Origin of the sequence: Pseudoduganella sp. S-14 (assembly GCF_049913285.1) — a bacterium.
GTDB lineage: Bacteria > Pseudomonadota > Gammaproteobacteria > Burkholderiales > Burkholderiaceae_D > Rugamonas.
Window position 1 is genome coordinate 1,398,462 of sequence record NZ_CP183991.1, and the last position, 22,523, is coordinate 1,420,984.

The window sequence follows — 22,523 nt, forward strand, 5'->3', positions numbered from 1 at the left end:
AGGCTTGCCTCATGGGATATTCCGCGCAAGAATAGGGTGAAAACTCAGCCTTGCGGAGGCTTGCCGTGCTCGCACGTTCCAGCAGCTTGTTCTGGAAGCTGTTCCTGCCAATCGCCTTGCTGCTGGCCGGGTGTGGTCTGGTCATTTCGGCATTATTGCCAATCCTGATCAGCGAGAACGCCGAGCGCGATGCCGTCGATTCGGCGCAGGCCACGGTGCGGCAATTCCTCATGCTGCGCAAGTACTACACTGAAAACGTGGCGGCGCGGGTGCTGGCGCAGACCGATATGCAGGTCGACCCGGACTATCGCAGCAAGGAAAACGCGATTCCGCTGCCGGCCACGATGATCCACGACCTGAGCGAGCTGATGCAGGGCGGCGGCACGGTGGTCAAGCTTTACAGCCCCTTTCCTTTCCCGCAGCGGCGCGAGCGCGCCAGCGACCAGTTTGCGCGGGACGCCTGGAACTACCTGCAGAAAACTCCCGACGGCGTCTTCTCCCGCACTGAAACCCTGCACGGCCGCACGACGGTGCGCGTGGCGCTGGCCGACCGCATGAGCGCCGATGCCTGCGTTTCCTGCCACAACAACCATCCGCAAAGTCCCAAGACCGACTGGAAGCTGGGCGACGTGCGCGGCGTGCTGGAGGTCGATTCCACGCGCGAGGCTGCCAGCGCCACCCGCGTCGTGAGCTGGGTGCTGATCGCATTCGGCTCCGTGCTGGTGCTGATGGCGGCGGCGCTGCGCGTGTTTTACCAGCGTAACGTGGCGCAGCCGCTGCACCGGGCGCTGGATTCGGCGCGCACGCTGGCCGATTCGCGCGCCGGCCATGTGGCAGCGGTGCAGGCTGTCGCAAGCGGCAATCTCGATCACGGCCTGACGCCGGCGCCGCTGCCGCAGCTGGATCTGGCCGGCGTGGCGCACGATGAGGCGGGCGACCTGCTGCTGTCGGTGGCGGCGCTGGCCGAATCACAGCGCAGCTTCGACGATGCCTTCGCCAAAATGACCGAAGCGCTGCGCGCCAGCAAATTGGCCGACCGTGCGCGCGACTGGCTCAAGTCGAGCCAGAATGAACTCAATATCGTGATGCGCGGCGAGCAGGAACTGGCGGTGCTCGGGCAGCGCCTCCTGGACTTCCTGGCGGAGCGCCTGGGGGCGCGGGTTGGGGCGCTGTACGTCGATGAAGGAGCGGGGGCGGGCATGTGCCTGCTGGCCGGCCATGGCCTGGCGCAGGAGCGGCATCCGGCACGCATTGCGCCGGGCGACGGACTGGCAGGGCAGGCGATCCGCGACGGCAAGCGGATACTGGTCGACGCGGCGCCGCCCGGCTACCTGGAGATCGGCTCGGCCCTTGGCAGTGCGGAGCCGTCCTGCGTGCTGGTGCAGCCGCTGCAGCACGGGCGCAATATGGTGGGGGTGATCGAGCTGGGCGCCTTCCGGCACTTCAGCGATAACGAGCTGGCTGTTGTCGACCTGTGCGCGGAGGCGATCGCGATCGGGCTGGAGGTCAATATCACGCGCCATCGCACGCGGTCCTTGCTGGCGGAGACGGCGCAGCAGGCGGAGGAACTGCGGGTGCAGCAGGAGGAGCTCCAGCAAAGCAATGCGGAGCTGGAGGAGCGCGCCGACCTGCTGGAGCGGCAGCGCGAGGAAATCCAGCGCGTCAGCGCTTACAAGAGCGAGTTCATGGCCAATATGTCGCACGAGTTGCGCACGCCCTTGAATTCCATGCTGATCCTGTCGGCGCTGCTGAAGGAAAACAAGGCGAACAACCTGAACGAACGGCAGCTTGAATATGCGGGAACCATCCACAATTCCGGGCGCGACCTGCTAAACCTGATCAACGACATCCTCGACCTGGCCAAGATGGAATCGGGCAAGGTGGAGCTGAACATCGAGCCGGTGGAACTGGCCGGCTTGTGCGACGACCTGCTGGCGCAGTTCCAGCCGCAGGCGGAACAGAAGGGCCTGGTGCTGCGGATCGAGCGCCTGCCCGGCACGCCGGCAGCGGCAATGATGGATGGGCAGCGCGTGCAGCAGGTACTGCGCAACCTGCTGGCCAATGCGCTCAAGTTCACGCACCGGGGCAGCGTGGAGTTGCGGATTTCCGTCGTGGGAGACCAGTTGTCGTTTGCGGCCAGCGATACGGGCATCGGCGTGCCGACGGATAAGCAGGTGACGATCTTTGAAGCGTTCCGGCAGGCAGACGGCAGCATCAGCCGGCATTATGGCGGCACGGGGCTGGGCTTGTCGATTTCGCTGCAGCTCGCGCGCATCATGGGCGGGGCGCTGCACCTGCACAGCGTAGAGGGAGAGGGAAGCACGTTCACTTTCATGCTGCCGCTGCTGCCTGCTTCCGCCCCGGCAAGCGCCGCACCGGCAGACGCCGCGCCGCCCGCCACGGCGCCGGGCGATGGCGTGCGCCGCATCCTGATCGTGGAAGACGATCCATTCTTCGCCAGCCTGCTGGCAGATTTCGTGCGTGCCCGCGGCTACACGCCGCTGGTCGCGCCGGACGGGGAGCAGGGCCTGCAACTGGCGCGGCATGAAGCGCCGCACGCCGTGCTGCTGGACGTGATGATGGCGCGCATGGATGGCTGGGAAGTGATGCGCGAGCTGCGCGCCGATCCCCGTACCAGCCACCTGCCGGTGCACTTCATCTCCTGCCTTGACGAAATCCAGCGTGCGCGCGACCTGGGCGCGCTGGGCCTGCTGACCAAGCCGGCCAGTTCCGAACAGCTGTCGCAAGTATTCGAGACCATCGAGCAGGCCTGGGCCGGTGCGCTGAAGCGCGTGCTGGTGGTGGAAGACGACGAAAGCCAGTTAAGCAGTCTCGCCGCCCTGCTGGCGGGACGCGATGTGGAAGTCGTGCGCTGCCAGTCCGGACATGAAGCAGCCGAGCTGCTGGCGCAAGGCCACTTCGACTGCATGGTACTGGACCTTGGCCTGCAGGACATGTCCGGCTACCAGGTGCTGGAGGCGATGCAAGCCACGCCCGGCCTGCGGCACCTGCCGGTGGTGATTCACTCCGGCCAGGACCTGACGCGCGAACAGCTGCGCATGCTGAACCGCTACGCGCGCAGCGTGATCGTCAAGGGCACGCACAGTCCCGAACGGCTGCTCAGCGAAGTGCAGTTGTTCCTGCACAGCGTGGAGCAAGGCGGCCACGCCACGCGGCAGGAAACCCTGGCCCTGGCCGGCAGCAGGGTGCTGGTGGTGGACGACGACATGCGCAACCTGTTCTCCCTGGCCAGCCTGCTCGGCGACCGCGGGGTGGAAGTACTGGAAGCGGAGAATGGCCAGGAAGCGCTCGACAGGCTGGCGTCGGAAGGGAAGGTGGACGCTGTGCTGATGGATATAATGATGCCGCAGATGGATGGTTACGAAGCGATGCGCCGCATCCGCGCCGATGCCCGCTTCAGGGATTTGCCCATCATCGCGATGACCGCCAAGGCGATGCCGGGCGATCACCAGCATTGCCTGGAGGCGGGAGCCAGCGATTACCTCGCCAAGCCGATCGATACCGCGCAGCTTTTGTCGCTGCTGCGGGTCTGGATTAGACGCTAGGGGAGCGCATGGAACTGAACATCCCGGTGCTGCTGGTCGACGACCGACAGGAGAACCTGACGGCGCTGGAAGCATTGCTGGAAGAGATGCCGCTCTCCCTGCACCTGGTGAAAGCCATGTCCGGCAACGAAGCCCTGCGCCAATCCCTCAGGCACGATTTTGCCGTGGTGCTGCTGGACGTGCAGATGCCGGAGATGGATGGCCTGGAAACGGCCGAACTGCTGCGCGCCAACCCCCGCACGCGCCACCTGCCCATCATCTTCGTTACCGCCGGCCTGCATGACCGCGTGCGCCAGTTCAAGGGCTATGAAATGGGCGCGGTAGATTTCCTCAACAAGCCGATCGAACCGGCTGTGCTGCGCAACAAGGTGGCCGTGCTGTGCGAGCTGTATGCGAAGGTGCAGGAGCGCACGCAAGCCCTGCACGAATCCGAGCGGCGCCTGCGCATGGTGATCGACAGCGCCTGCGAAGCCTTCATCGGCACCGATAGCCAGGGCATGGTCACCGACTGGAACCATGCGGCGGAGGACCTGTTCGGGTGGCGCCGTCATGAAATGCTGGGCCAGCCCGCCAGCAAGGTGCTGTTGCCGGCGCAGGGTTGCAGCCAGCGTGCACGCCACCGCACTGGGCGCGAGTTCGACGTCGAGGTGTCGCAGTGGCAGGTGCCGCAATCGCAGCCGCCCGCCTTTGCGGCGCTGGTGCGCGACATCACGCAGCGCAAGGAGGCGGAGGAAGCGCGCAGCTGCGAGCTGCGCCTGGCCCTGCAGCAGATCGTCGAGCAGGAAAAGATGGTGGCGCTGGGCAGCATCGTGGCCGGCGTGGCGCACGAATTGAATACGCCGGTCGGCAACCTGGTGCTGCTGGCATCCACCCTGCGCGACCGCGTGGATGAACTGGCCGGCAATGCCCTGGCCGGCAAGCTGACGCGTTCCTGCCTGGTGCAGTCGGCAGGCGATTGCCGCGAGGCGAGCGAGGTGCTGATCCGCAGCGCCGACCGCGCGCGCGAATTGATCGAGAGTTTCAAGAACGTGGCGGTGGACCAGACCAGCCAGCGCCGCCGCCAGTTCGACCTGCATACCTGCCTGCACGATATCCTGGTCACGCTGGGACGCATGATGCGGCAGGCGAATGTCACGGTCGAACTGCAAGTGCCGCCCGGGCTGCTGATGGATTCCTATCCGGGACACCTGGAGCAGATCCTGAACAACCTGATCGTCAACTCCATCCTGCACGGTTTCGAGGGGCGCGGCTGCGGCAAGGTGTCGATCGCCGCCAGCGCGGCGGGCGAGCATGTGCGGCTGGTCTACAGCGATGACGGCGTCGGCATCGCGCCTGAGCTGCAGCAGAAAATCTTCGAGCCCTTCTTCTCCACCAAGGTCGGCGCCGGCGGTTCCGGCCTCGGCATGTACATCGTCAACAACCTGGTATGCGGTGCGATGCAAGGCAGCGTAAGCCTGGCTAGCGCTCCGGGCCAGGGCGTGCGCTTCGAATTCCGGCTGCCGCTGACGGCAGGCTAGTCCAGCCCTCGCGCCGTGGCCGGCAACAGGACGCCAGACACGGCGGCCGAAGCGTCGGACAGCAGGAACAGCACCACTTCGGCCAGCGCTGGTGAGCGACCCAGCGGCTGCATGCGGGTCGCATAGATCCACGCCGCCGCAGGCCAGCAAGGCGTCGCCAACCGCGCGGCCAAGGACGCCGAAGCCGCCTGTCACCGCTCCTGGCCTTATTCATCGCTATAAATCTTTCCGCCGAATTTCAGGGCGCTGTATTCGCGCTCCGACTGCAGCAGCGGGTAGAACATCTGCCTGTCCCAGCGCTCCGCGCCAAAAAGCTGGTCATCGCGCAGCCCGTATTGGGCCGGGTAGCGGCGCGTGATGCAGGCGGTGCCGAACAGCACGTCCCAGAAGAACAGCAGGTTGCCGAAATTGCCCTTGTAATGGCCGATGCCGTCGGCGTTGGTGATGGCGTGGTGGGCGCGGTGGGTGGCCGGGGTGGAGATGGTGCGCTCCACGAACCACATCAAGGGCCGCAGCGCGCGCACCTTGTACAGCGGTTCGTCCCAGGCCCAGGCGCAGTGGGCGCCGAGGATGACCGCCTGCTTGACCACCAGGTAGGCGAAATACATCCAGCCGCAGCCCAGGTAGAGCATGGCGCCGGCAAACCAGATGCCCGGCATCATCAGGTAGTAAAAGAAGTTGTTGCGGTAGGTGATGCGGATGCTCATGTAAGAGGCCGAGTGGTGGGCGCGGTGCAGGGGCCACAGCAGCGGCGAGTGCGAGATGCGGTGCCACCAGTACTGCGTCATGTCGTCGCCCACCAGCAGCAGGCCGGCCCAGGCCCACCAGGGCAGGCCGGCCCAGGCATCGCGCATGCCGGGCGCCAGCCACTGGCCCAGCGCGCTGGTGGCGAAGAGGATCAACGGCTGGGTAAGCAGCAACAGGCTGACTGTCATGCCCACTTCGAGCGCTGTATCATTGGCGCTGGCGTGCACCGTGTCGCGGTAGCGGCGGCTGGCGAATTCCGCCAGGGCGAGGCCCGCGATCACCAGTGCGAGCAGCGTGTACATCATGGTGTTGTCCATATGGCTGGTCTCCTTTGGCAACCATGATGCATGGCTGCGCCGGCGAAGATTGTTCAATTCCGGGCAATTCAGGATTTTTTTGCATGCAGATATTCTTCAACAACCCCTGGTTCGCGCGATTGCCGGCGGCGCAGGCCAGCGCCTTGCTGGCGGTGACGCGCAGCGTGCGCCTGGTGCAAGGCGAGGTGCTCTACCTGCAGGGTGAGCGGACGTGCGGGACGCAGGATGGGCTGTGGGGCGTGGTGCGCGGCGCGGTACGGCTGTCAGTCATGCATGCGAACGGCAACGAGGCGATCGTTACCTTGGCCGAAGCTGGCAACTGGTTCGGCGAAACGGCACTGCTGGCGGACTTGCCGCGCAGCGCCACGGCAACAGCGCAGGAGGACACGGAACTGCTGGCGGTCAGCGTGGAACGTTTTACTGCCCTGATGCAGGACGTGGTGTTTGCCAACGCCATGGCACGGCTGGAGGCGGAGCGGCTGCACGCCGCTTTCGGCCTGATCGCCGACATGGCGATGCACAGCACCCGCACCCGCCTGGCGCGGCGCCTGCTGATGATGGCGCATGGCGACCTGACCCAGGCTGCCAGCGCGCGCACCACCATCAGCGCTTCACAGGACCAGATCGCGATGATGCTCGGCGTCGGGCGCACCACCCTGAACAAGGAATTGCAGGCGCTGGCCAGCTGCGGCGCGATCGGGCTGCGCTACGGCCAGATCGAGCTGCGCGACCTGGAAGCGCTGCGCGCGGCCGCGGCCTGAGGCTGCGCCAGCGGGGCCGTGCCGGCGGATTACTGGCGCGGCATTTCCGTGCCGGCCAGTTGCGCCAGGATTTCCCGTGCCGCCTGTAGCACGCGCTGGGCGCCGGGCGAGAGGGTACGCCCGCGCAGGCGGATGGTCGCAATGTCGGCCCACAGCGGCGGCAGCGGCACCTGTACCTGTTCCAGCCGGCCTTCCGCGGCCGCCTCGGCCAGCGCCGCATGGCTGGAAATCAGCAGCAGATCGCTTTCGGCCACCACGTCGACCAGGGTATGCACGCTGTCGCAACTGAGCATGATGGGCAGGTCGCGCCCCGGCGGCAGGCGGAACAGCTTGTTCATCTGCGTCATCAGCACTTCGGGGATGGTGGGTGCCGCCATGCCATAAGGCAGCAGCTCGGGCGGGGTGACGTCGTCGCGCCCCAGCAGCGGGTGGCCGGGGCGGCAGTAGATGCCGCCGTACTGGCGGCATTCGTGGGTAATGATCAGGTCTTCGGCCGGCTCGATCAGGCGCACGTCGGACATGAAGAATTCCATTTCCTCGCCGCGCAGGTGGTCCAGCAGGTAGGTCGAGGTGTTGATGGTGACCGACAGGCTGATGCCCGGCTGGTCGGCGCGCACCTGGCGCAGCATGCGCGGCAGCAGGGCGCCCGAGTGCAGTGGGCCGATGCCGAAGGCTACATGGCCGCTGTCGCCATTTCGCAACAACGATAAATCGTGTTCCATGTTGCGTACATCAAACAGCAAGCGGCGCGCGTGGTTGAAGAAGGCGGCGCCGGCCACCGTCACCGCTACGTTGCGGTTGCCGCGGTCGAACAGCAGGAAACCCAGTTCGTCCTCCAGGGTCTGCACGGCGCGCGACAGGGCGGGTTGGCTGATGCTGATCTTCTCGGCGGCCCGCACGAAATTGCCTTCGTCGGCCACCGCCAGGGCGTAGCGCAAGCGCTTGAAATCCATGGAAAACTCCTAGTATGCGGAATATGCATTGTGCGGATAAATACAATGCATTGGACGAATAGTAGTGTCAAACACATACTCGTTTCAACGACAGCGTTAATAAAACGCGGCGCAACTGGAGACACTGTGATGAAAGTTCAGGAATTCGACCCCGCCGTCGTCGGACGCGGCTCGCCATCGCTGCTCGATATGCTGGAAGTGCAGCGCGCGGCCTTCACTGCCGACATGGTGCCGCCGGCCGCCATCCGGCGCGAGCGGCTTGACCGCCTGCAGGCGCTGGTGGCCGACAACGAAGCGGCCATCCTGGAAGCAATCAACGCCGACTTTGGCGGGCGCGCGCGGCAGGAAATGGTGCTGACCGAGCTGTTCGTCGTGCTGTCGGCCATCCGCCAGCAGCGCCGCAAGCTGGGGCGCTGGATGCGGTCGCGCCGCGTGGCGACGCCGCTGCACATGCTGCCCGGGTCGAGCCGGATCATGCCGCAGCCGCTGGGCGTGATCGGCAATATCGTGCCGTGGAACTACCCCTGCCAACTGGCGCTGGTGCCGGCGGCTGCCGCCCTGGCGGCGGGCAATCGCGTGATGATCAAACCCAGCGAGCTGACGCCGGCCTTTTCGCGCCTGCTGGCCCAACTGGCGGCGCGTTATTTCACCCCGGCCGAGCTGGCCGTGGTCGAAGGCGGCGTTGAGGTCAGCCGCGATTTTGCGGCGCTGCCATTCGACCATCTCATTTTTACCGGCTCCACCGCGGTGGGGCGCCAGGTCGCTGTCGCCGCGGCGCACAACCTGACACCGGTGACGCTGGAACTGGGCGGCAAGTCGCCCGCCATCATCGACGAAAGCTGCGACTTGGCGCAGGCTGCGCCGCGCCTGGCTTTCGGCAAGCTGTTCAACGCCGGCCAGACTTGCGTGGCGCCGGACTACGCGCTGGTGCCGCGCACGCGCGTGGACGAATTCGTGCGCGAGGTCAGCGCGGCGGCGGCGGCAATGTACCCGCAGTTTGCCGGCAACGAGCAATACACCAGCATCATCAGCGAGCGCCACTACCAGCGGCTGGAGAAGCTGGTGCGCGAGGCAGAAGAGCAGGGCGCGCGCGTGCTGCGGCTGGGCGGTACCGAAGCGGCGCAAGCGGGCGAGCGGCGCATGGCGCCAGTGCTGCTGCTGGACGTCACGCCCGAGATGGCGGTAATGCGCGAAGAGATCTTCGGCCCGCTGCTGCCGGTGCTGCCGTATGACACGCTGCAGCAAGCCATTGCCTTCATCAACCAGCGCGAGCGCCCGCTGGCGCTGTACTGGTTCGGCAAGGAGCGCCGCAACTGCACCAAGGTGCTGCGCTCGACCATCTCGGGCGGGGTCACTGTCAACGACGCGCTGTGGCATGCGGCGCAGGAAAACCTGCCGTTCGGCGGCGTCGGCGCCAGCGGCACGGGCGCCTATCACGGCGAGCATGGCTTCCTCGCGTTCTCCAAGCAAAAGCCGATCTACCGGCAGGCGCGCCTGAACGGCTTCGGCCTGTTCCGCCCTCCGTATGGCCGCGTCTTCGACACGCTGGCCGATTTCCTGAAACGCCATATGTAATGGATTAGCGTATGCAAGCCTTGATGCAGGATCAGCCGCTGCTGATTTCCTCGATGATCGCGCACGCGCGCCGCGTGCACCCGCGTGCCGAGATTGTCTCGCGCACTGGTGCAGGCACGCTGCACCGCAGCAGTTACGGCGAAGTGGAACGGCGCGCGCGGCGCGTGGCCAATGCGCTGCTGGCGCTGGGCGTTGGCATGGGCGACCGGGTCGGCACGCTGGCCTGGAACACGCATCGCCACATGGAGCTGTACTTTGGCGTGTCGGGCATGGGCGCGGTGCTGAACACCATCAACCCGCGGCTGTTCCCGGAACAGGTGGAGTACATCGTCAATCACGCGCAGGACCAGGTGCTATTCTTCGACACCAGCTTCGCGCCGTTGGTGGCCGCGCTGGCGCCGAAGCTGTCGGCTGTGAAGGCATTCGTCTGCATGACCGACCGTGCGCATATGCCCGCCGGCCTGCCGGCGGGAACGCTGTGCTACGAGGAGCTGGTGCAAGGCGCCAGCGAAGATTACGCCTGGCCACAGTTCGACGAACGCACGGCGTCGGCGCTGTGCTACACCTCCGGCACTACCGGCAACCCGAAAGGCGTGCTGTACTCGCACCGCTCGGCCTACCTGCACTCGATGGGCCTGTGCGCCGCGGGCAGTGCAGCCATTTCGCACCGCGACAGCTGCCTGGTGGTGGTGCCGCTGTTCCATGTGAACGCCTGGGGCATGCCGTACGCCGGCGCAATGAGCGGCGCCAAGCTGGTGCTGCCCGGCCCCGCGCTGGACGGCAAGAGCATCTACGACTTGCTGCGCGACGAGCGCGTGACGATGGCGCTGGGCGTACCGACCGTCTGGCTAGGCTTGCTCAACCATATCGACAGCGAAGCGCGGCCGGCGCTGCAGGAGCTATGCCTCGAGCGCATGCTGTGCGGCGGCTCGGCGATCCCGCCGGTGATGTTCACGCGCTGCCGCAACACGCTGGGGGCGACCCTGATGCAGGCCTGGGGCATGACGGAGATGTCGCCGCTGGGCACCGTGTGCTCGCTGTTGCAATCGCACGACAAGGCCAGCGAGGAGGACAAGCTGCGCGTGCAGGCGCGCCAGGGCCGGCCGGTGTGCGGCGTGGAGCTGGCGCTGAAGGACGAAGCGGGCCGGCGCCTGCCGCACGACGGCGTGGCGACGGGACGCCTGATGGTACGCGGGCCGTGGGTCCTGTCGGCCTACTACGGCAGCGATGCCTCGGTGCTGGACGAGGAAGGCTACTTCGATACCGGCGACATCGCCAACATCGACAGCGATGGCTATCTTCAGATAACCGACCGCGCCAAGGACGTGATCAAGTCCGGCGGCGAATGGATTTCATCGATCGATGTCGAGAACGCGGTGATGGGCCATCCCGATGTGATGGCTGCTGCGGTGATCGGCATCCCGCATGAAAAATGGCAGGAACGCCCATTGCTGGTGGTCGTTCCCCGCCATGGCAGTTCCCCCACACGCGATGAAGTGTTAGGCTACCTTGCCAGCCGCGTAGCCAGGTGGTGGCTTCCCGACGACGTGGTTTTTGTCAGCGAGCTTCCGTATTCCGCCAACGGCAAAGTGCAGAAGATGAAGTTGCGTGAGGAGTTCAAGCAGTTAAATAAGCCTGTATAAGAAGCTGTAAAAAAACCATTAGGAGACACTAGGATGACGAGGAAGTACAACCGTATCATGGCGCTCGCCGTGGCGGCGGCGCTGGCAACCCCACTGGCGCACGCAGATACCTTCACCACCGACAATGGACTGGAAGGACGCTGGTCCCTGAACATGTCGGTCGGCACCAGCATCCGGATGAAGGATGCAGACAAGAACCTGATCTCTGTACCCAATGGCGGCACGGCGGGCGCCGGCGCCGACGACGGCAACCTGAACTTCAAGAAGCACGATGCCTATTCCACCGTGGGCAAGCTGACCGGCGAACTGGAACTGAAAGGCGATACCTACGGCCTGTTCACGCGCGGCTTTGCCTGGTACGACCGCGTCCTGAAGGGGCGCGAGATGTCGCACGGGCATTTCAACAACGGCTACAAGCCGAACTCCGAACTGAGCGACACCGGCTTCGATCAGCTGTCGACCTTCGACGGCGTGGCGCTGGCCGACGCCTATGTGTTCGCCAATTGGGACCTGGGCGGCAAGGCGCTGAGCGCCAAGCTGGGCAACCAGGTGATCAACTGGGGCGAATCGCTGTTCGTGCCGGGCATTAACGCCATGGGCGCCTTCGATACCAGCGCCGCGCGCCGCCCGGGCGCGCAGGTCAAGGAAATCCTGCGTCCGCAGCCGGCCCTGATGGCCAACCTGGGCCTGGGCAATGGCGTGTCGGTGGAAGCCTTCTACAACCTGGGCTGGCGCCAGAACGTGGTCGACGGCTGCGGCACCTACTGGTCGGCGGCCGATTCGCTCAACTGCAACAACGGCACCGTGCTGTTTGGCGACGGCACCAAGCTGAACGACCAGGGCCAGTACAACGGCGCGCCGTTCCTGGCCGCGCTGCCCGCTGCGCTGGACCCGGTGCTGGCCTCGCTCGGCCTGTCGCGCAGCATGCCGCTCAACTTCCGCATGACCACCGCGGAAAAGATCAAGCCGAAGAAGTCCGGCCAGTTCGGCGTGTCGAGCCATTACTTTGCCGACGCCATTGCCACCGACTTCGGCGTCTATTTCGCGCGCTACCACAGCCACTCGCCGATCGTCTCGGTGGTCAAGCAGCCGTCGGCGTTGCCGTCGGTGTGGTCGGGGCGCCTGGCGCAACTGGTCAAGGCGGTGCCGTCGCTGGCGCCGGCGCTGGGCACGCTGGGCGTGCTGCCGGCCGGGAATATCGTGTGGGACTACAGCGGCGAGAACGTGAAGACCCTGGGCCTGTCGGCAGCCACCGAAGTGGGCGGCTTCTCGCTGTTTGGCGAAGTGTCGCGCACCAAGGACATCCCGGTGCAGATCAACGCGATCGACCTGCTGGTCGGCACTGCGCTGGGCATCGGCCCGCAGGCCAAGCTGGCGGCCATTGCGCGCAACCCGGCGGTGCCGACCGGCACCGTGATCCACGGCTACGACCGCAAGGACAAGACGCAGGCGCAGGTGTCGTTCATCCGGCAGATCCCGCAAGTGCTGGGCGCCGATTCGCTGACCCTGCTGGGCGAAGTGGCGGGGCAGAAGTGGAGCGGCATCGGCGACCCGAATACCAGCACCCGCTACGTGCGCGGCTTCATGTACAACTTCGGCCCGACTGCGGCGCTGGGCGGCACTTGCGGCCCGGCCGGCATCCAGCCCAATGCCTCCTACTGCGAGAACGAGGGCTACGCGACCAGCAGCGCCTGGGGCTATCGCCTGTCGGCCGAGATGCTGTTCCCGAACGTGGTGGCTGGCGTCAACTTCAAGCCGCGCGTGTACTTCGCGCATGACGTGAAGGGCTATGCGGCCGACAACCTGTTCGTCGAAGACCGCCAGACCCGCAGCGTGGGCCTGCGCGCGGACTACAACAACCGCTACTACGCCGACATCAGCTATACCAGCTATAACAAGAGCGCCAAGTACGACCAGTTCCACGACCGCGACAACATGCAGTTCGTGATCGGCGCCAACTTCTAATAAAGACACAGGAGACACGCAGATGAAGATGATGAAGCAAAGCTTGCTGGCCGCAGCGCTGGCGTGCGTCGCGGGCAGCGCCCTGGCCGGCCTGCCGCAGGCCGATGTGGATCGCCTGGGCAAGGACCTGACGCCGGTCGGCGCGGAGAAGGAAGGCAACAAGGCCGGCACCATCCCGGCCTGGACCGGTGGCATCACCAAGGCCCCGGCCGGCTTCGACAGCAAGAACGGCTATGCCGACCCGCTGCCGAACGAAGCGCCGCAGTACACCATCACGGCCGCCAACATGGACAAGTACAAGGACATGCTGGCGCCGGGGCAGATGGAGATGCTGAAGCGCTATCCTAGCTACAAGATGAATGTCTACAAGAGCTACCGTACGGCGGGCTACCCGCAGGCGGTGTACGACAACATCAAGGCCGAAGCGACGAAGGCCGAGCTGACCGGCGGCGGCAACGGCGTGACCGGCACCGCCAAGACCACGGTGCCGTTCCCGATGCCAAAAACCGGCGTCGAGGTGATCTGGAACCACCTGATGCGCTACCGCGGCGGCACCATCGAGCGCCATACCGCGGAATTCCCGGTGCAGACCAACGGCGCCTTCACGCCGGTGACCCGCACCGAGAAGGTGGCTTTCGCCCAGGGCATGCCCAACCCCGAGCCTAACCGCCTGGTGTACTACATGGCGACCCTGACCGGCCCTTCCTCGGTGGCCGGCGACGCCCTGCTGGTGGTGGACCCGATGGACCAGGTGAAGGAGTCGCGCCTGGCCTGGACCTACAATCCGGGCCAGCGCCGCGTGCTGCGCGCGCCGAACGTGGCATACGATTCGCCGGGGCAGGGCGCGGACGGCTTGCGCACCACCGACGACTACGACGGCTTCAACGGCGCGCCCGACCGCTACGACTGGAAGCTGGTGGGCAAGAAGGAAATGCTGGTCTCCTACAACAACTACAAGATTACCAATAAGGCGATCAAGTATGCCGACATCGTGCGCCCTGGCCATATCAACCAGGACTTCGTGCGCTACGAGCCGCACCGCGTGTGGGTGGTGGAAGCGACCCTGAAGAAGGACAAGCGCCACATCTACGCCAAGCGCGTGTTCTACGTGGACGAGGATAGCTGGGAAGTGCTGCACACCGATTCCTACGACGGCCGCGGCGAGCTGTGGCGCGTGCACGAAATCGGCGGCATCCAGTACTACGATGCGATGACCCACTACTTCGCCTACGAAGTGTTCTACGACCTGCAGGCACGCCGCTACCTGCTCTCCGGCATCTCCAACCAGGAGAAGCCGATCAAATTTGGCGTAAAGCTCGATCCGTCGAACTTCACGCCAGATACGCTGCGCCGCTCTTCCAACTAAGGACGGCGTAGCGGGTTTGGGGGTGTCTCTTCGGGCGCTTGCGTTCACAGGGAGCGCTGCGCCCATTTTTTCGCGGGTAGAGCATGGACAAAGTATTGAAACAGGCCGCTGCTGCGCTGCTGGGCGCATTGGCGGTGATGCCGGCCGTGGCGCGCGATCCGCTGCAAACGCCGGCGCGCATGTCGGCGCGGGCGCCGAAAGCCATGCTGACGGCCATGGCGCTGGCCGGCCAGCGCACGGTGGCGGTGGGCGAGCGCGGCATCATCCTGGTGCGCGATGGCGGCGCCCATGCGCCATGGCAGCAGGCGAAAGTACCGGTGTCGGTCACCCTGACCGGCGTGGCGTTTGCCGATGCTTCCAACGGCTGGGCCGTGGGGCACGACGGCGTGATCCTTTCCACCAACGATGGCGGGGCGCAATGGAGCACCCGCTTTGACGGCAACCAGGCCAATGCACTGATGCTGGCCGATGCCAAGGCGGCAGTCGAGAAGGCGCAGGCGGCCGGGGCTGGAGCGGGCAATGCGGCGCTCGCAGATGCCGAGAACGCGCTGGGCGATATCGAAGCGGCGGCCAAGTTCGGCCCGTCGCGCCCTTTGCTGGGCGTATGGTTCCGCGATGCCAGAACGGGCTACGCGGTGGGCGCATACGGCCAGGCTTTCCGTACCACGGACGGCGGGGCACACTGGCATTCCATGGGCGCGGGCCTGCCCAATCCTGAAGGCTTGCATTACAACGCGATTGCGGGCGGGCCTGGCAATGTGCTGGCCATCGCAGGCGAGGGCGGCTACGTGTACCGCTCGGCCGACGGCGGCGCAAGCTGGCAGCGCATCGAGACCGGCTACGGCGGCCAGCTGTACGGCGTGATCTTCGCCGGTCGCAGCATGCTCGCTTACGGCTTTGGCGGCCACGTGTTCCGCAGCGAAGATGGCGGCGCCACCTGGCGCGAGACGCCGGCCGTGACGAAAAAGAGCCTGGTGGGCGGCGCCTTGCAGGGCAGCAGCATCGTGCTGGCAGCCCAGGACGGTGCGCTGCTGCGCAGCGATGACGATGGCGTGAGCTTCCGTGTAATGCGCCAGGGCGATGCGGTGCCGACGGCCGGCATGGTGGCTGTGAATGGCACGGTCCTGCTGTCCGGCGTGGGTGGTGTGCGGGAGGCGGCGAAATGAAGCGCGAAGGCGAAAAATCCTGCAAGGTGGCCGAGGAGGGACACCAGCGCTTCACCTCCGTCGAGCACTGGCTGGAGCCGCGCCTGTTCAAGCACCGCCTTGTGATCATGCTGGCTTTCCTGCTGGCGTCGGTGCTGTTCGCCTGGCAGGCGGCGCAGCTGAAGCCGGATGCCAGCTTCCAGAAGATGGTGCCGGCCACCCATCCCTTCATCGCCAATTACCTGAAGTACGAGAACGAGTTGCGCCCGCTGGGCAACAACATCCGCATCGCGGTGGAGGCGACCAAGGGCGACATCTACAGCAAGGAGTATCTCGATACGCTGAAGGCCGTGACCGACGAAGTGTTCTACATCCCGGGCGTGGACCGCGGCAACCTGAAGTCGTTGTGGACGCCGAACGTGCAGTGGATGGAAGTCACCGAAACGGGCTTGAACAGCGGCCAGATCATCCCGCAGGGCTTCGATGGCTCGACGGCCATGCTGGACGAGGTGCGTGCCAACGTGGCGCGCTCGGGGCGCATCGGCAGCCTGGTAGCGGCGGACCAGAAGTCCACCATCGTGCAGGTGCCGCTGCTGGAGATCGATCCGGACAAGGGAACCAAGCTCGATTACGGCCTGTTCTCCGAGCGCCTGGAAAAGCTGGTGCGCGACAAGTACGAGGCGCAGGGCGTGAAGATCCACATCGTCGGCTTTGCCAAGGTGGTGGGCGACCTGATTCATGGCGCCAAGGCGATCGGTCTGTTCTTCGCGCTCACCTTTGCCATGACGGTGGCGCTCCTGCTGTGGTACTCGCACTGCTGGAAGTCGACCCTGGTGACGGTGTTCTGCTGTTCGCTGGCGGTGGTCTGGCAGCTTGGCATCGTGCGGTTGTTGGGCTTCGGGCTCGATCCGTATTCGATCCTGGTGCCGTTCCTGACCTTTGCCATCGGCGTCTCGCACGCGGTGCAAAACATCAATACCATGGCCAGCGAGCGCCTGTCCGGCAAGTCGGCCACCGAGGCGGCCAAGCAGACCTTCCGCCAGCTGTTCATCCCAGGCACCATTGCGCTGCTGTGTGATGCGGTGGGTTTCTCGACTCTGCTGGTGATCGAGATCGGCGTGATCCGCGAGCTGGCCATTTCGGCCTCGGTGGGCGTGGCGGTAATCGTGCTGACCAAGATGTTCCTGCTGCCGGTGCTGATGTCCTACGTGGGCGTGACCGATGCCTGCCTGCGCAACCAGGCCCGGAAGGCCAAGCGCAAGCACCGCTTCATGCGCATGCTGTCGCGCATTGCGGAGCCGAAGTTCGCCAAGCTGGCGGTGCTGGGCGCGGTGGCGGTATTTGCCACGGCCTTTGCGCTGAACCGCGACCTGAAGATCGGCGATCTCGATCCGGGCGCGCCGGAGCTGCGGGCCGATTCGCGCTACAACCGCGACAACGCCTACATCACCGGCCATTACTCGACCAGTTCCGACGTGTTCGTGGTGATGGTAAAGACGCCGGCCGGCGAGTGCGGCGCCTATCCGACCGCGGAAGTGGTGGACCGTTTCCAGTGGGAGATGGAGAACGTGCCGGGCGTGGAATCGACCACCTCGCTGTTCACGGTGCAGAAGCGGATCATCAGCAACGTCAATGGCGGCAGCCTGAAATGGCAGGCGCTGTCGCGCAACCGCTTCGTGTCCAATTCAGCGCAGCGCATGATTCCGTCGGAGTTGTACAGCAACGACTGCTCGATGCTGCCGGTGCTGGTGTTCCTGGCCGACCACAAGGCCGACACGCTGACGCGGGTGGTGCAGGCGGCGCAGGCGTTTGCCAGGGAGAACAACACACCGCAGGCGGAGTTCATCCTGGCGGCAGGCAATTCCGGCATCGAGGCGGCCACTAATATCGTGATCAAGCAGGCCGAGATCACCATGCTGGTGCTGGTGTATGCCATCGTGGCGCTGCTGGTGTGGTGGGAGTTCCGATCGTTGCGCGTGACCATCTGCATCATGGTGCCGCTGTATATCACCTCTGCGCTGTGCGAGGCCATCATGGCGCGCCTGGGGCTGGGAGTGAAGGTGGCGACCTTGCCGGTGATTGCGCTGGGGATCGGGATTGGCGTTGATTACGGCATCTACATCTACAACCGGCTCCAGTGCTTCCTTGACCGCGGCATGGAGCTGAAGGAAGCCTACTTCGAGACGCTGAAGTCGACCGGCGTGGCGGTGGCGCTGACCGGCGTGACGCTGGCGCTGGGGGTGCTGACCTGGGTCTGGTCCGACATCAAGTTCCAGGCCGATATGGGCCTGCTGCTGATGTTCATGTTCCTGTGGAATATGGTGGGGGCCATCGTGATGATCCCGGCCCTGGCGTCGTTGTTGCTGCCTAAACGCTAGACCCCCTACGGTCTTGAGGCTGATGGTTTTGGTTGTGCGGCGCTGATCTTCGTCGAAAGTCAAAAGCGCACAACCGAAACCGACGGCGGTCGAGCAGACAGGGGCTGACCCTGCGGGCCAGACCCTGGTTTGCCGATTTTACTCCTGGCGTTCCCAGGTCTGCGAACGGCCCAGCATCGGGAAGCCGATGTAGCCGCGTACCTTCAGCTTCTTGCCGCCGTCGGCGATTTCCAGCTTGCTCTTGTACACCTTGCCGTTGTTCGGGTCGAGAATCTCGCCGCCGTTGTATTCGCTGCCATCCTTCTTCAGGCCGGACACGATCACCATGCCGACAATCGGCTTGTCCTTGCGCGCGTCGGTGCACTTGTCGCACACCGGGTTCTGTTCCTCGGTCGGGCCGCGGAACAGCTTTTCGATCTTGCCCTGCAGGGCGCCGTTTTCCTCGGTGATGCGGATCAGGGCTTTCGGCTTGCCGCTGACGTCATCGATATTCTTCCACAGGCCGACTGGAGAGGGATCTTGGGCGAATGCCGGAGCGGCAGCCAGCAAGGCTGCCGCAGCCAGCGCCACTGTGCGGGTTAGGCGCATGAGGGTGTCTCTTATTTAGATTTGGGGAAAATCAGTGTAGCAAAGGACCCGGCAGGACACCGTACGGTCATGCTATTTTTTTTGGAGGGAAGCCTCTAGAAAGAAGAAAGTCGGGGTCAGGACTTGAAGTTGCCGTCGTTGCGCGGCAGGGGGCTGCTGCACGAGGCCGGCGTGCTGAACTCGCGGTTGCCGGAGGCTGTGGCCTGGCTGCCTTCCCAGCTCGCCGTGCTGCCGTTCCATTTGACGTATTTGTACTGGATGGCGCTGGCGGCGGGCAGCGTTACGCTGCCGCTCCACGGCACGTTGGCGCCGCTGCCCTGGATCGCCAGCGCGAAGCCGTTGGCCGGGGTCCAGCTTCCAAGGCGCGTGTCGTTGCCGACCACGTACAGGTTCTGCCCCATGACGGTATTGGCGTTGGCGATGGTAAAGGTGACCTGGCAGGACGATGCTGCCGTGGTGGTCACCGCCAGCGCGGCGCTGGCTGCCGAAACATTGCCGGCAGCGTCGATCGCCTTGACGGTGTAGCTGTAGCTGGTGGCGGGGGACGGGGTGTTGTCGACGTAGCTGGTGCCGGTGGCGGTGCCGAGCAGGCTGCCGTTGCGGTACACGTAATAGCCGGTCACGCCGACGTTGTCGGTGGCAGCGCTCCAGGCCAGGCTGACGCTGGTGGCGCCTATCGCGCTGGCGGCCAGGCCGTCCGGGGCGCCGGGCGGCGTGCTGTCGACATTGCACGGGTTGCTGCCGCTGGTGACGGCGCCTCCGGCCACGCTGGACAGGCCGGTGCCCAGCGCGTAGTTCTTGCCGCCGTTGTTGTCCCAGCTGCCGCTGCCGCTGTTGAATACGGCCTGCCAACCGGTGGCCGCGCCAAGGCTGGCAGTGTAGGACAGCCAGCCGCTGCATGCCGGCGCCATCGGCACGCCGGGGACCGTGGTCCAGGCGCCGCCGGTGGGGCTGTAGTGGATATTGGCGCTGTTCCAGCCGCTGGGCAGGCGGTAGTAGACGGTGGCGATGTTGCCGGCGGCCGTGGTGAGGGTGCGGGCAGGCGAGGCGGGGCCGGTGTTGCCGGCCGCGTCCTGCGCCTTGACGCTGTAGCTGTAGCTGGTCGATGGCGTGAGGCCGCTGTCGCTGTAGCTGGTGGCGGCGGTGGCGCCGACCGGGCTGCCGTCGCGCAGCACCAGGTATTGGGCCACGCCGTAGTTGTCGCTGGCGGCGGCCCAGGACAGGGTGGCGGCCACCGGGGTGATGGCGGAGGCGGCCGGCTGGCCGGGTGCGGTGGGGGCTTGCGTGTCGGCTGCCAGGGTGGTGACGGCGAGGGCCGGGCTGGCGGCGGACTGGTTGCCGGCGGCGTCGAAGGCGCTCACCGTGTAGCTGTAGGCGGTGGCGGGCGCCAGGCCGCTGTCGGTGAAGGTCGTGCCGGCGGGCGAGCCGGCCAGCACGCCGTTGCGCAGCACCTTGTAGCCTGTGACGCCGATATTGTCGCCGGCGGCCGGCCAGGACAGGGTCAGGGAGCGGTCGGTCAGCTGGCTGGCGGCAGGCTGGCCTGGCGCGCTGGGAGCGGTGCTGTCGACCGTCAGGAAAGGGTAGGTGCCGTTGATGGTGCCGTTGATGTCTTCCGTGTAGCCGGAGCCGGTGGCCACGGCACGATAGCGGCCGGCGCCGACGAAGACTTGCTGGATCTCCGAGCGCGTAACGTTGCCCAGGGTGTCGGTCATTTCGACGTAGTAGTCCAGCAGCTGGTTGCGGTAGCCGGGGAGGTAGGCGTAATACAGGTCGCCGCTGTCCTGCGCCGGCAGGGCGGCGATGGTGTCGCGCGTGGCGGGGATCCACGGCACGCCATTCATGTCCGGCTGCAGCTCGCGCACTTGCATGGTCACGTCCTGCCAAGGACCGACATTGGCCGGGTTGATCGCCAGGCCGGGCTGGCCGGCCAGGGCGGCCGGGTCGTAAACCTTGTAGCTGTCGTCGGCCGCGTTGATCTCGTTGCTGGCGTGGACCCGCACTTTCACCGTGGCGCTGGCGATGCCCGACACGTCGTGGCCGTAGGTGTAGACGGCGAAGTCATTGCTGTAATGCTGTACGGTCCAGCCTTCGGCCTTGGAAGCGTTGACCGAGCCGGGATTGTAAGGGTAGCGCTGCGGCCACCACACGGAAGGGCCGGTGCGGTCCTGCGCCAGGTGCGCTTGCACGTAGGGGCGGGAGAAGGCCAGCGAGTTGTTGAAGGCCAGCGTGGGTTTGACCGAGTCGTCCTTGTTTTCGTCGTAATAGCCGAAGCCGGAGTCCATGGCCGGCAGCAGGAAGTACCAGGCCAGTTCGGCCGGGTTGGCGCCGCCGGCGTAGTCGTTGGCGGCATCGCCCTTGACCGGGTAGGACAGCATCCACGGGTTGAGCTGGTTGCCGGCGTGCGTGACCTGCTTGTCCAGCGCGCTGCTGGGCGACCAGTGGTTGGGGTGGCCGTCCAGCCAGATTTGTTCGGCGGTCTTGGCGTAATTGAGGGTGGCTTGCAGCAGGGCGAAATTGCGCTCCAGGTAGTGCCAGCCGTATTCGAAGGAGACGGTGGCGCCTTCCTGCTGCCCTTTCAGGTTGGTCTTGGGCGCCAGGTTGTTGCCGGTAATGCGGTTGAAATCGGCGAACTGGCCTTTCCAGATCAGGAAGGGCAGGCGCCAGTGGTACCAGGTGGGGTCGGACGATGAATCGCGGGTGTCGATCCAGGAGCCGTCCTGCACGTGCTGCACGTCACTGTCGGGAATCGGCTTGGCACGCAGGTATTCGTCGATACCGAGGCAGTAGCCGTTGCCGCTGCAGGTGCTCGAGTGGCCGGCCTGCCAGGTGCTCAGGGCGCCGGCGCGGCCGCCGGAATTGTCGCCGTCGTGCGCCACCACGAAGAACTGGCGCGCTTCCAGGCTGGTGTAGGGCGCCAGCTCGTCGACCGTGACCGCGCCTTCCCAGCCTTCCAGCCAGGAGCCGTTCTGGCTGACGGGGATGCCGGCCAGCCGCGTGACGGCGCCGGTGGCGGGATCGACGTGGCGCACCCAGTGCGGGGTGGAGGCGAAGGGGAATTTGTTGACGACCACCTGCTGTTCGTGCGCCATATTGGCGGCCACCCAGCTGCCGAGGGCGGAGGTGTTGCGCAGGTCGGCGCGGTTGGGCGGGGAGGTCAGGGTGTCGCCGCTGGCGTCAAAGCTGGCGTAGGGGTAGTCCTTCAGGGTACGCGAAAAATGGTTGTTGCCGATGACCGACCACTGCACGCCCAGCTTGGCCAGGGTCGGGATCAGGCGCTCGGAAAATCCCAGCTCGGTAGGGAAGAAGCCCTTGGATGCGACGAAACCGTTGCCGAGGAAGTAGGGCTGGGCCAGCGTGACGTTTTGGTAGACCAGGTCCTTCAGGAAGTAGTCGGTGCCGACCAGAGGACCCATGCTGTGGTGGCCGGTGAAGTGCACGGTGTCGAGCGTGCGGTAGTTATTGGCGGTCTTCAGCGAGTTCCAGGTATTGAGCCAGGATGCGCCCCAGTTGCTGTTGCTGTAGCCGGGAACGTTCTGCGCGCTGGCGAGGCTTTGCACGTTGTTGATGACGGCGCCGGACATGGTGACGTGGACCTGGCCCTTGGCGCCGGACCAGCTTTGCATCTCGTTGGCCACCTGCATCGGCCAGTACTGGTAGGCGCCGGTCTTGGCGTCCGGCGTGTAGTAGGCCACCAGGTCGTCGTGCGGCATGATGGCGCCTCCCAGCGAGGCAGGCAGGTAGTAGCTGTAGCCGGCCGGCGGATTGTTTTTCAGCTTGATGACGTCAGCGTCGTAGGAATAGCGCACCGGCGCGCCGATCGCGGTGGCGTTGTACTTGGCCAGCGGATCGACGGCATAGAACGGCCAGAAGTTCGGCATGTGGTTGTGGTACACGTGGGCGGCCGGGATGGTGCCGGCGCCGGCGTGGCTGGCGGCGAACAAAGCCGCAAGGAATGCGGCCAGGGGTTTCAAACGCAATTGCATGCACATCTCCTTTCACAGG

Annotated in this window: 13 protein-coding genes; 9 read left to right on the plus strand and 4 right to left on the minus strand. The window is 65.6% G+C overall.

What is annotated here, in order from left to right; all coding sequences use genetic code 11:
* Positions 1 to 65 precede the first annotated feature (65 nt).
* Both ACN9MZ_RS06545 and ACN9MZ_RS06550 read left to right on the plus strand, forming a co-directional pair.
* On the plus strand, positions 66 to 3,566 hold the full coding sequence (locus ACN9MZ_RS06545; RefSeq protein WP_426341411.1) for a response regulator: 3,501 nt from the start codon (positions 66 to 68) through the stop codon (positions 3,564 to 3,566).
* Positions 3,567 to 3,574: 8 nt separating this feature from the next.
* Positions 3,575 to 5,083 carry an ATP-binding protein gene (locus ACN9MZ_RS06550; protein WP_426341412.1) on the plus strand — a complete coding sequence of 503 codons (1,509 nt, stop codon included), beginning with the start codon at positions 3,575 to 3,577 and terminating at the stop codon, positions 5,081 to 5,083.
* Positions 5,084 to 5,289: 206 nt separating this feature from the next.
* Here the strand turns inward: ACN9MZ_RS06550 and ACN9MZ_RS06555 are convergent, their stop codons facing one another.
* Positions 5,290 to 6,147, minus strand: a complete 858-nt coding sequence (locus tag ACN9MZ_RS06555; protein ID WP_426341413.1) for a sterol desaturase family protein — start codon at positions 6,145 to 6,147, stop codon at positions 5,290 to 5,292.
* An 83-nt stretch (positions 6,148 to 6,230) separates the two neighbouring features.
* Here ACN9MZ_RS06555 and ACN9MZ_RS06560 point away from each other — a divergent pair, with 83 nt between their 5' ends.
* The gene (locus ACN9MZ_RS06560) at positions 6,231 to 6,908 is read left to right on the plus strand and encodes a Crp/Fnr family transcriptional regulator (RefSeq protein ID WP_426341414.1); all 678 of its coding nucleotides are present in this window, start codon (positions 6,231 to 6,233) and stop codon (positions 6,906 to 6,908) included.
* Positions 6,909 to 6,937: 29 nt separating this feature from the next.
* Here ACN9MZ_RS06560 and ACN9MZ_RS06565 read toward each other — a convergent pair whose 3' ends face one another.
* Positions 6,938 to 7,861 (minus strand): LysR family transcriptional regulator, encoded by a 924-nt coding sequence (locus ACN9MZ_RS06565; RefSeq protein WP_426168913.1) that lies wholly within the window; start codon positions 7,859 to 7,861, stop codon positions 6,938 to 6,940.
* Between the two features lie 129 nt (positions 7,862 to 7,990).
* On the opposite strand from ACN9MZ_RS06565, the gene ACN9MZ_RS06570 reads away from it, so the two are divergent.
* From ACN9MZ_RS06570 to ACN9MZ_RS06595, 6 genes are all read left to right on the plus strand, one after another.
* A complete protein-coding gene (locus tag ACN9MZ_RS06570; RefSeq protein ID WP_426341415.1) occupies positions 7,991 to 9,436 on the plus strand; it encodes a coniferyl aldehyde dehydrogenase in 1,446 nt (481 codons plus the stop codon).
* A gap of 11 nt (positions 9,437 to 9,447) precedes the next feature.
* The gene (locus tag ACN9MZ_RS06575) at positions 9,448 to 11,079 is read left to right on the plus strand and encodes a long-chain-fatty-acid--CoA ligase (RefSeq protein ID WP_426341416.1); all 1,632 of its coding nucleotides are present in this window, start codon (positions 9,448 to 9,450) and stop codon (positions 11,077 to 11,079) included.
* 33 nt (positions 11,080 to 11,112) lie between these two features.
* Positions 11,113 to 13,044, plus strand: a complete 1,932-nt coding sequence (locus tag ACN9MZ_RS06580) for a DUF1302 domain-containing protein (RefSeq protein WP_426341417.1) — start codon at positions 11,113 to 11,115, stop codon at positions 13,042 to 13,044.
* A gap of 22 nt (positions 13,045 to 13,066) precedes the next feature.
* Positions 13,067 to 14,410 (plus strand): DUF1329 domain-containing protein, encoded by a 1,344-nt coding sequence (locus ACN9MZ_RS06585; RefSeq protein WP_426341418.1) that lies wholly within the window; start codon positions 13,067 to 13,069, stop codon positions 14,408 to 14,410.
* An 83-nt stretch (positions 14,411 to 14,493) separates the two neighbouring features.
* Positions 14,494 to 15,576, plus strand: coding sequence for a WD40/YVTN/BNR-like repeat-containing protein (locus ACN9MZ_RS06590; RefSeq protein ID WP_426341419.1), 1,083 nt, complete (start codon positions 14,494 to 14,496; stop codon positions 15,574 to 15,576).
* The gene (locus tag ACN9MZ_RS06595; RefSeq protein ID WP_426341420.1) at positions 15,573 to 17,933 is read left to right on the plus strand and encodes an efflux RND transporter permease subunit; all 2,361 of its coding nucleotides are present in this window, start codon (positions 15,573 to 15,575) and stop codon (positions 17,931 to 17,933) included. The genes ACN9MZ_RS06590 and ACN9MZ_RS06595 overlap by 4 nt, the downstream gene beginning before the upstream one ends.
* A 138-nt stretch (positions 17,934 to 18,071) precedes the next feature.
* On the opposite strand, the gene ACN9MZ_RS06600 is transcribed toward ACN9MZ_RS06595, so the two are convergent.
* On the minus strand, positions 18,072 to 18,521 hold the full coding sequence (locus ACN9MZ_RS06600) for a DUF2147 domain-containing protein (RefSeq protein WP_426341421.1): 450 nt from the start codon (positions 18,519 to 18,521) through the stop codon (positions 18,072 to 18,074).
* 116 nt (positions 18,522 to 18,637) lie between these two features.
* On the minus strand, positions 18,638 to 22,504 hold the full coding sequence (locus ACN9MZ_RS06605) for a carbohydrate binding domain-containing protein (RefSeq protein ID WP_426341422.1): 3,867 nt from the start codon (positions 22,502 to 22,504) through the stop codon (positions 18,638 to 18,640).
* Between the last annotated feature and the right edge of the window lie 19 nt (positions 22,505 to 22,523).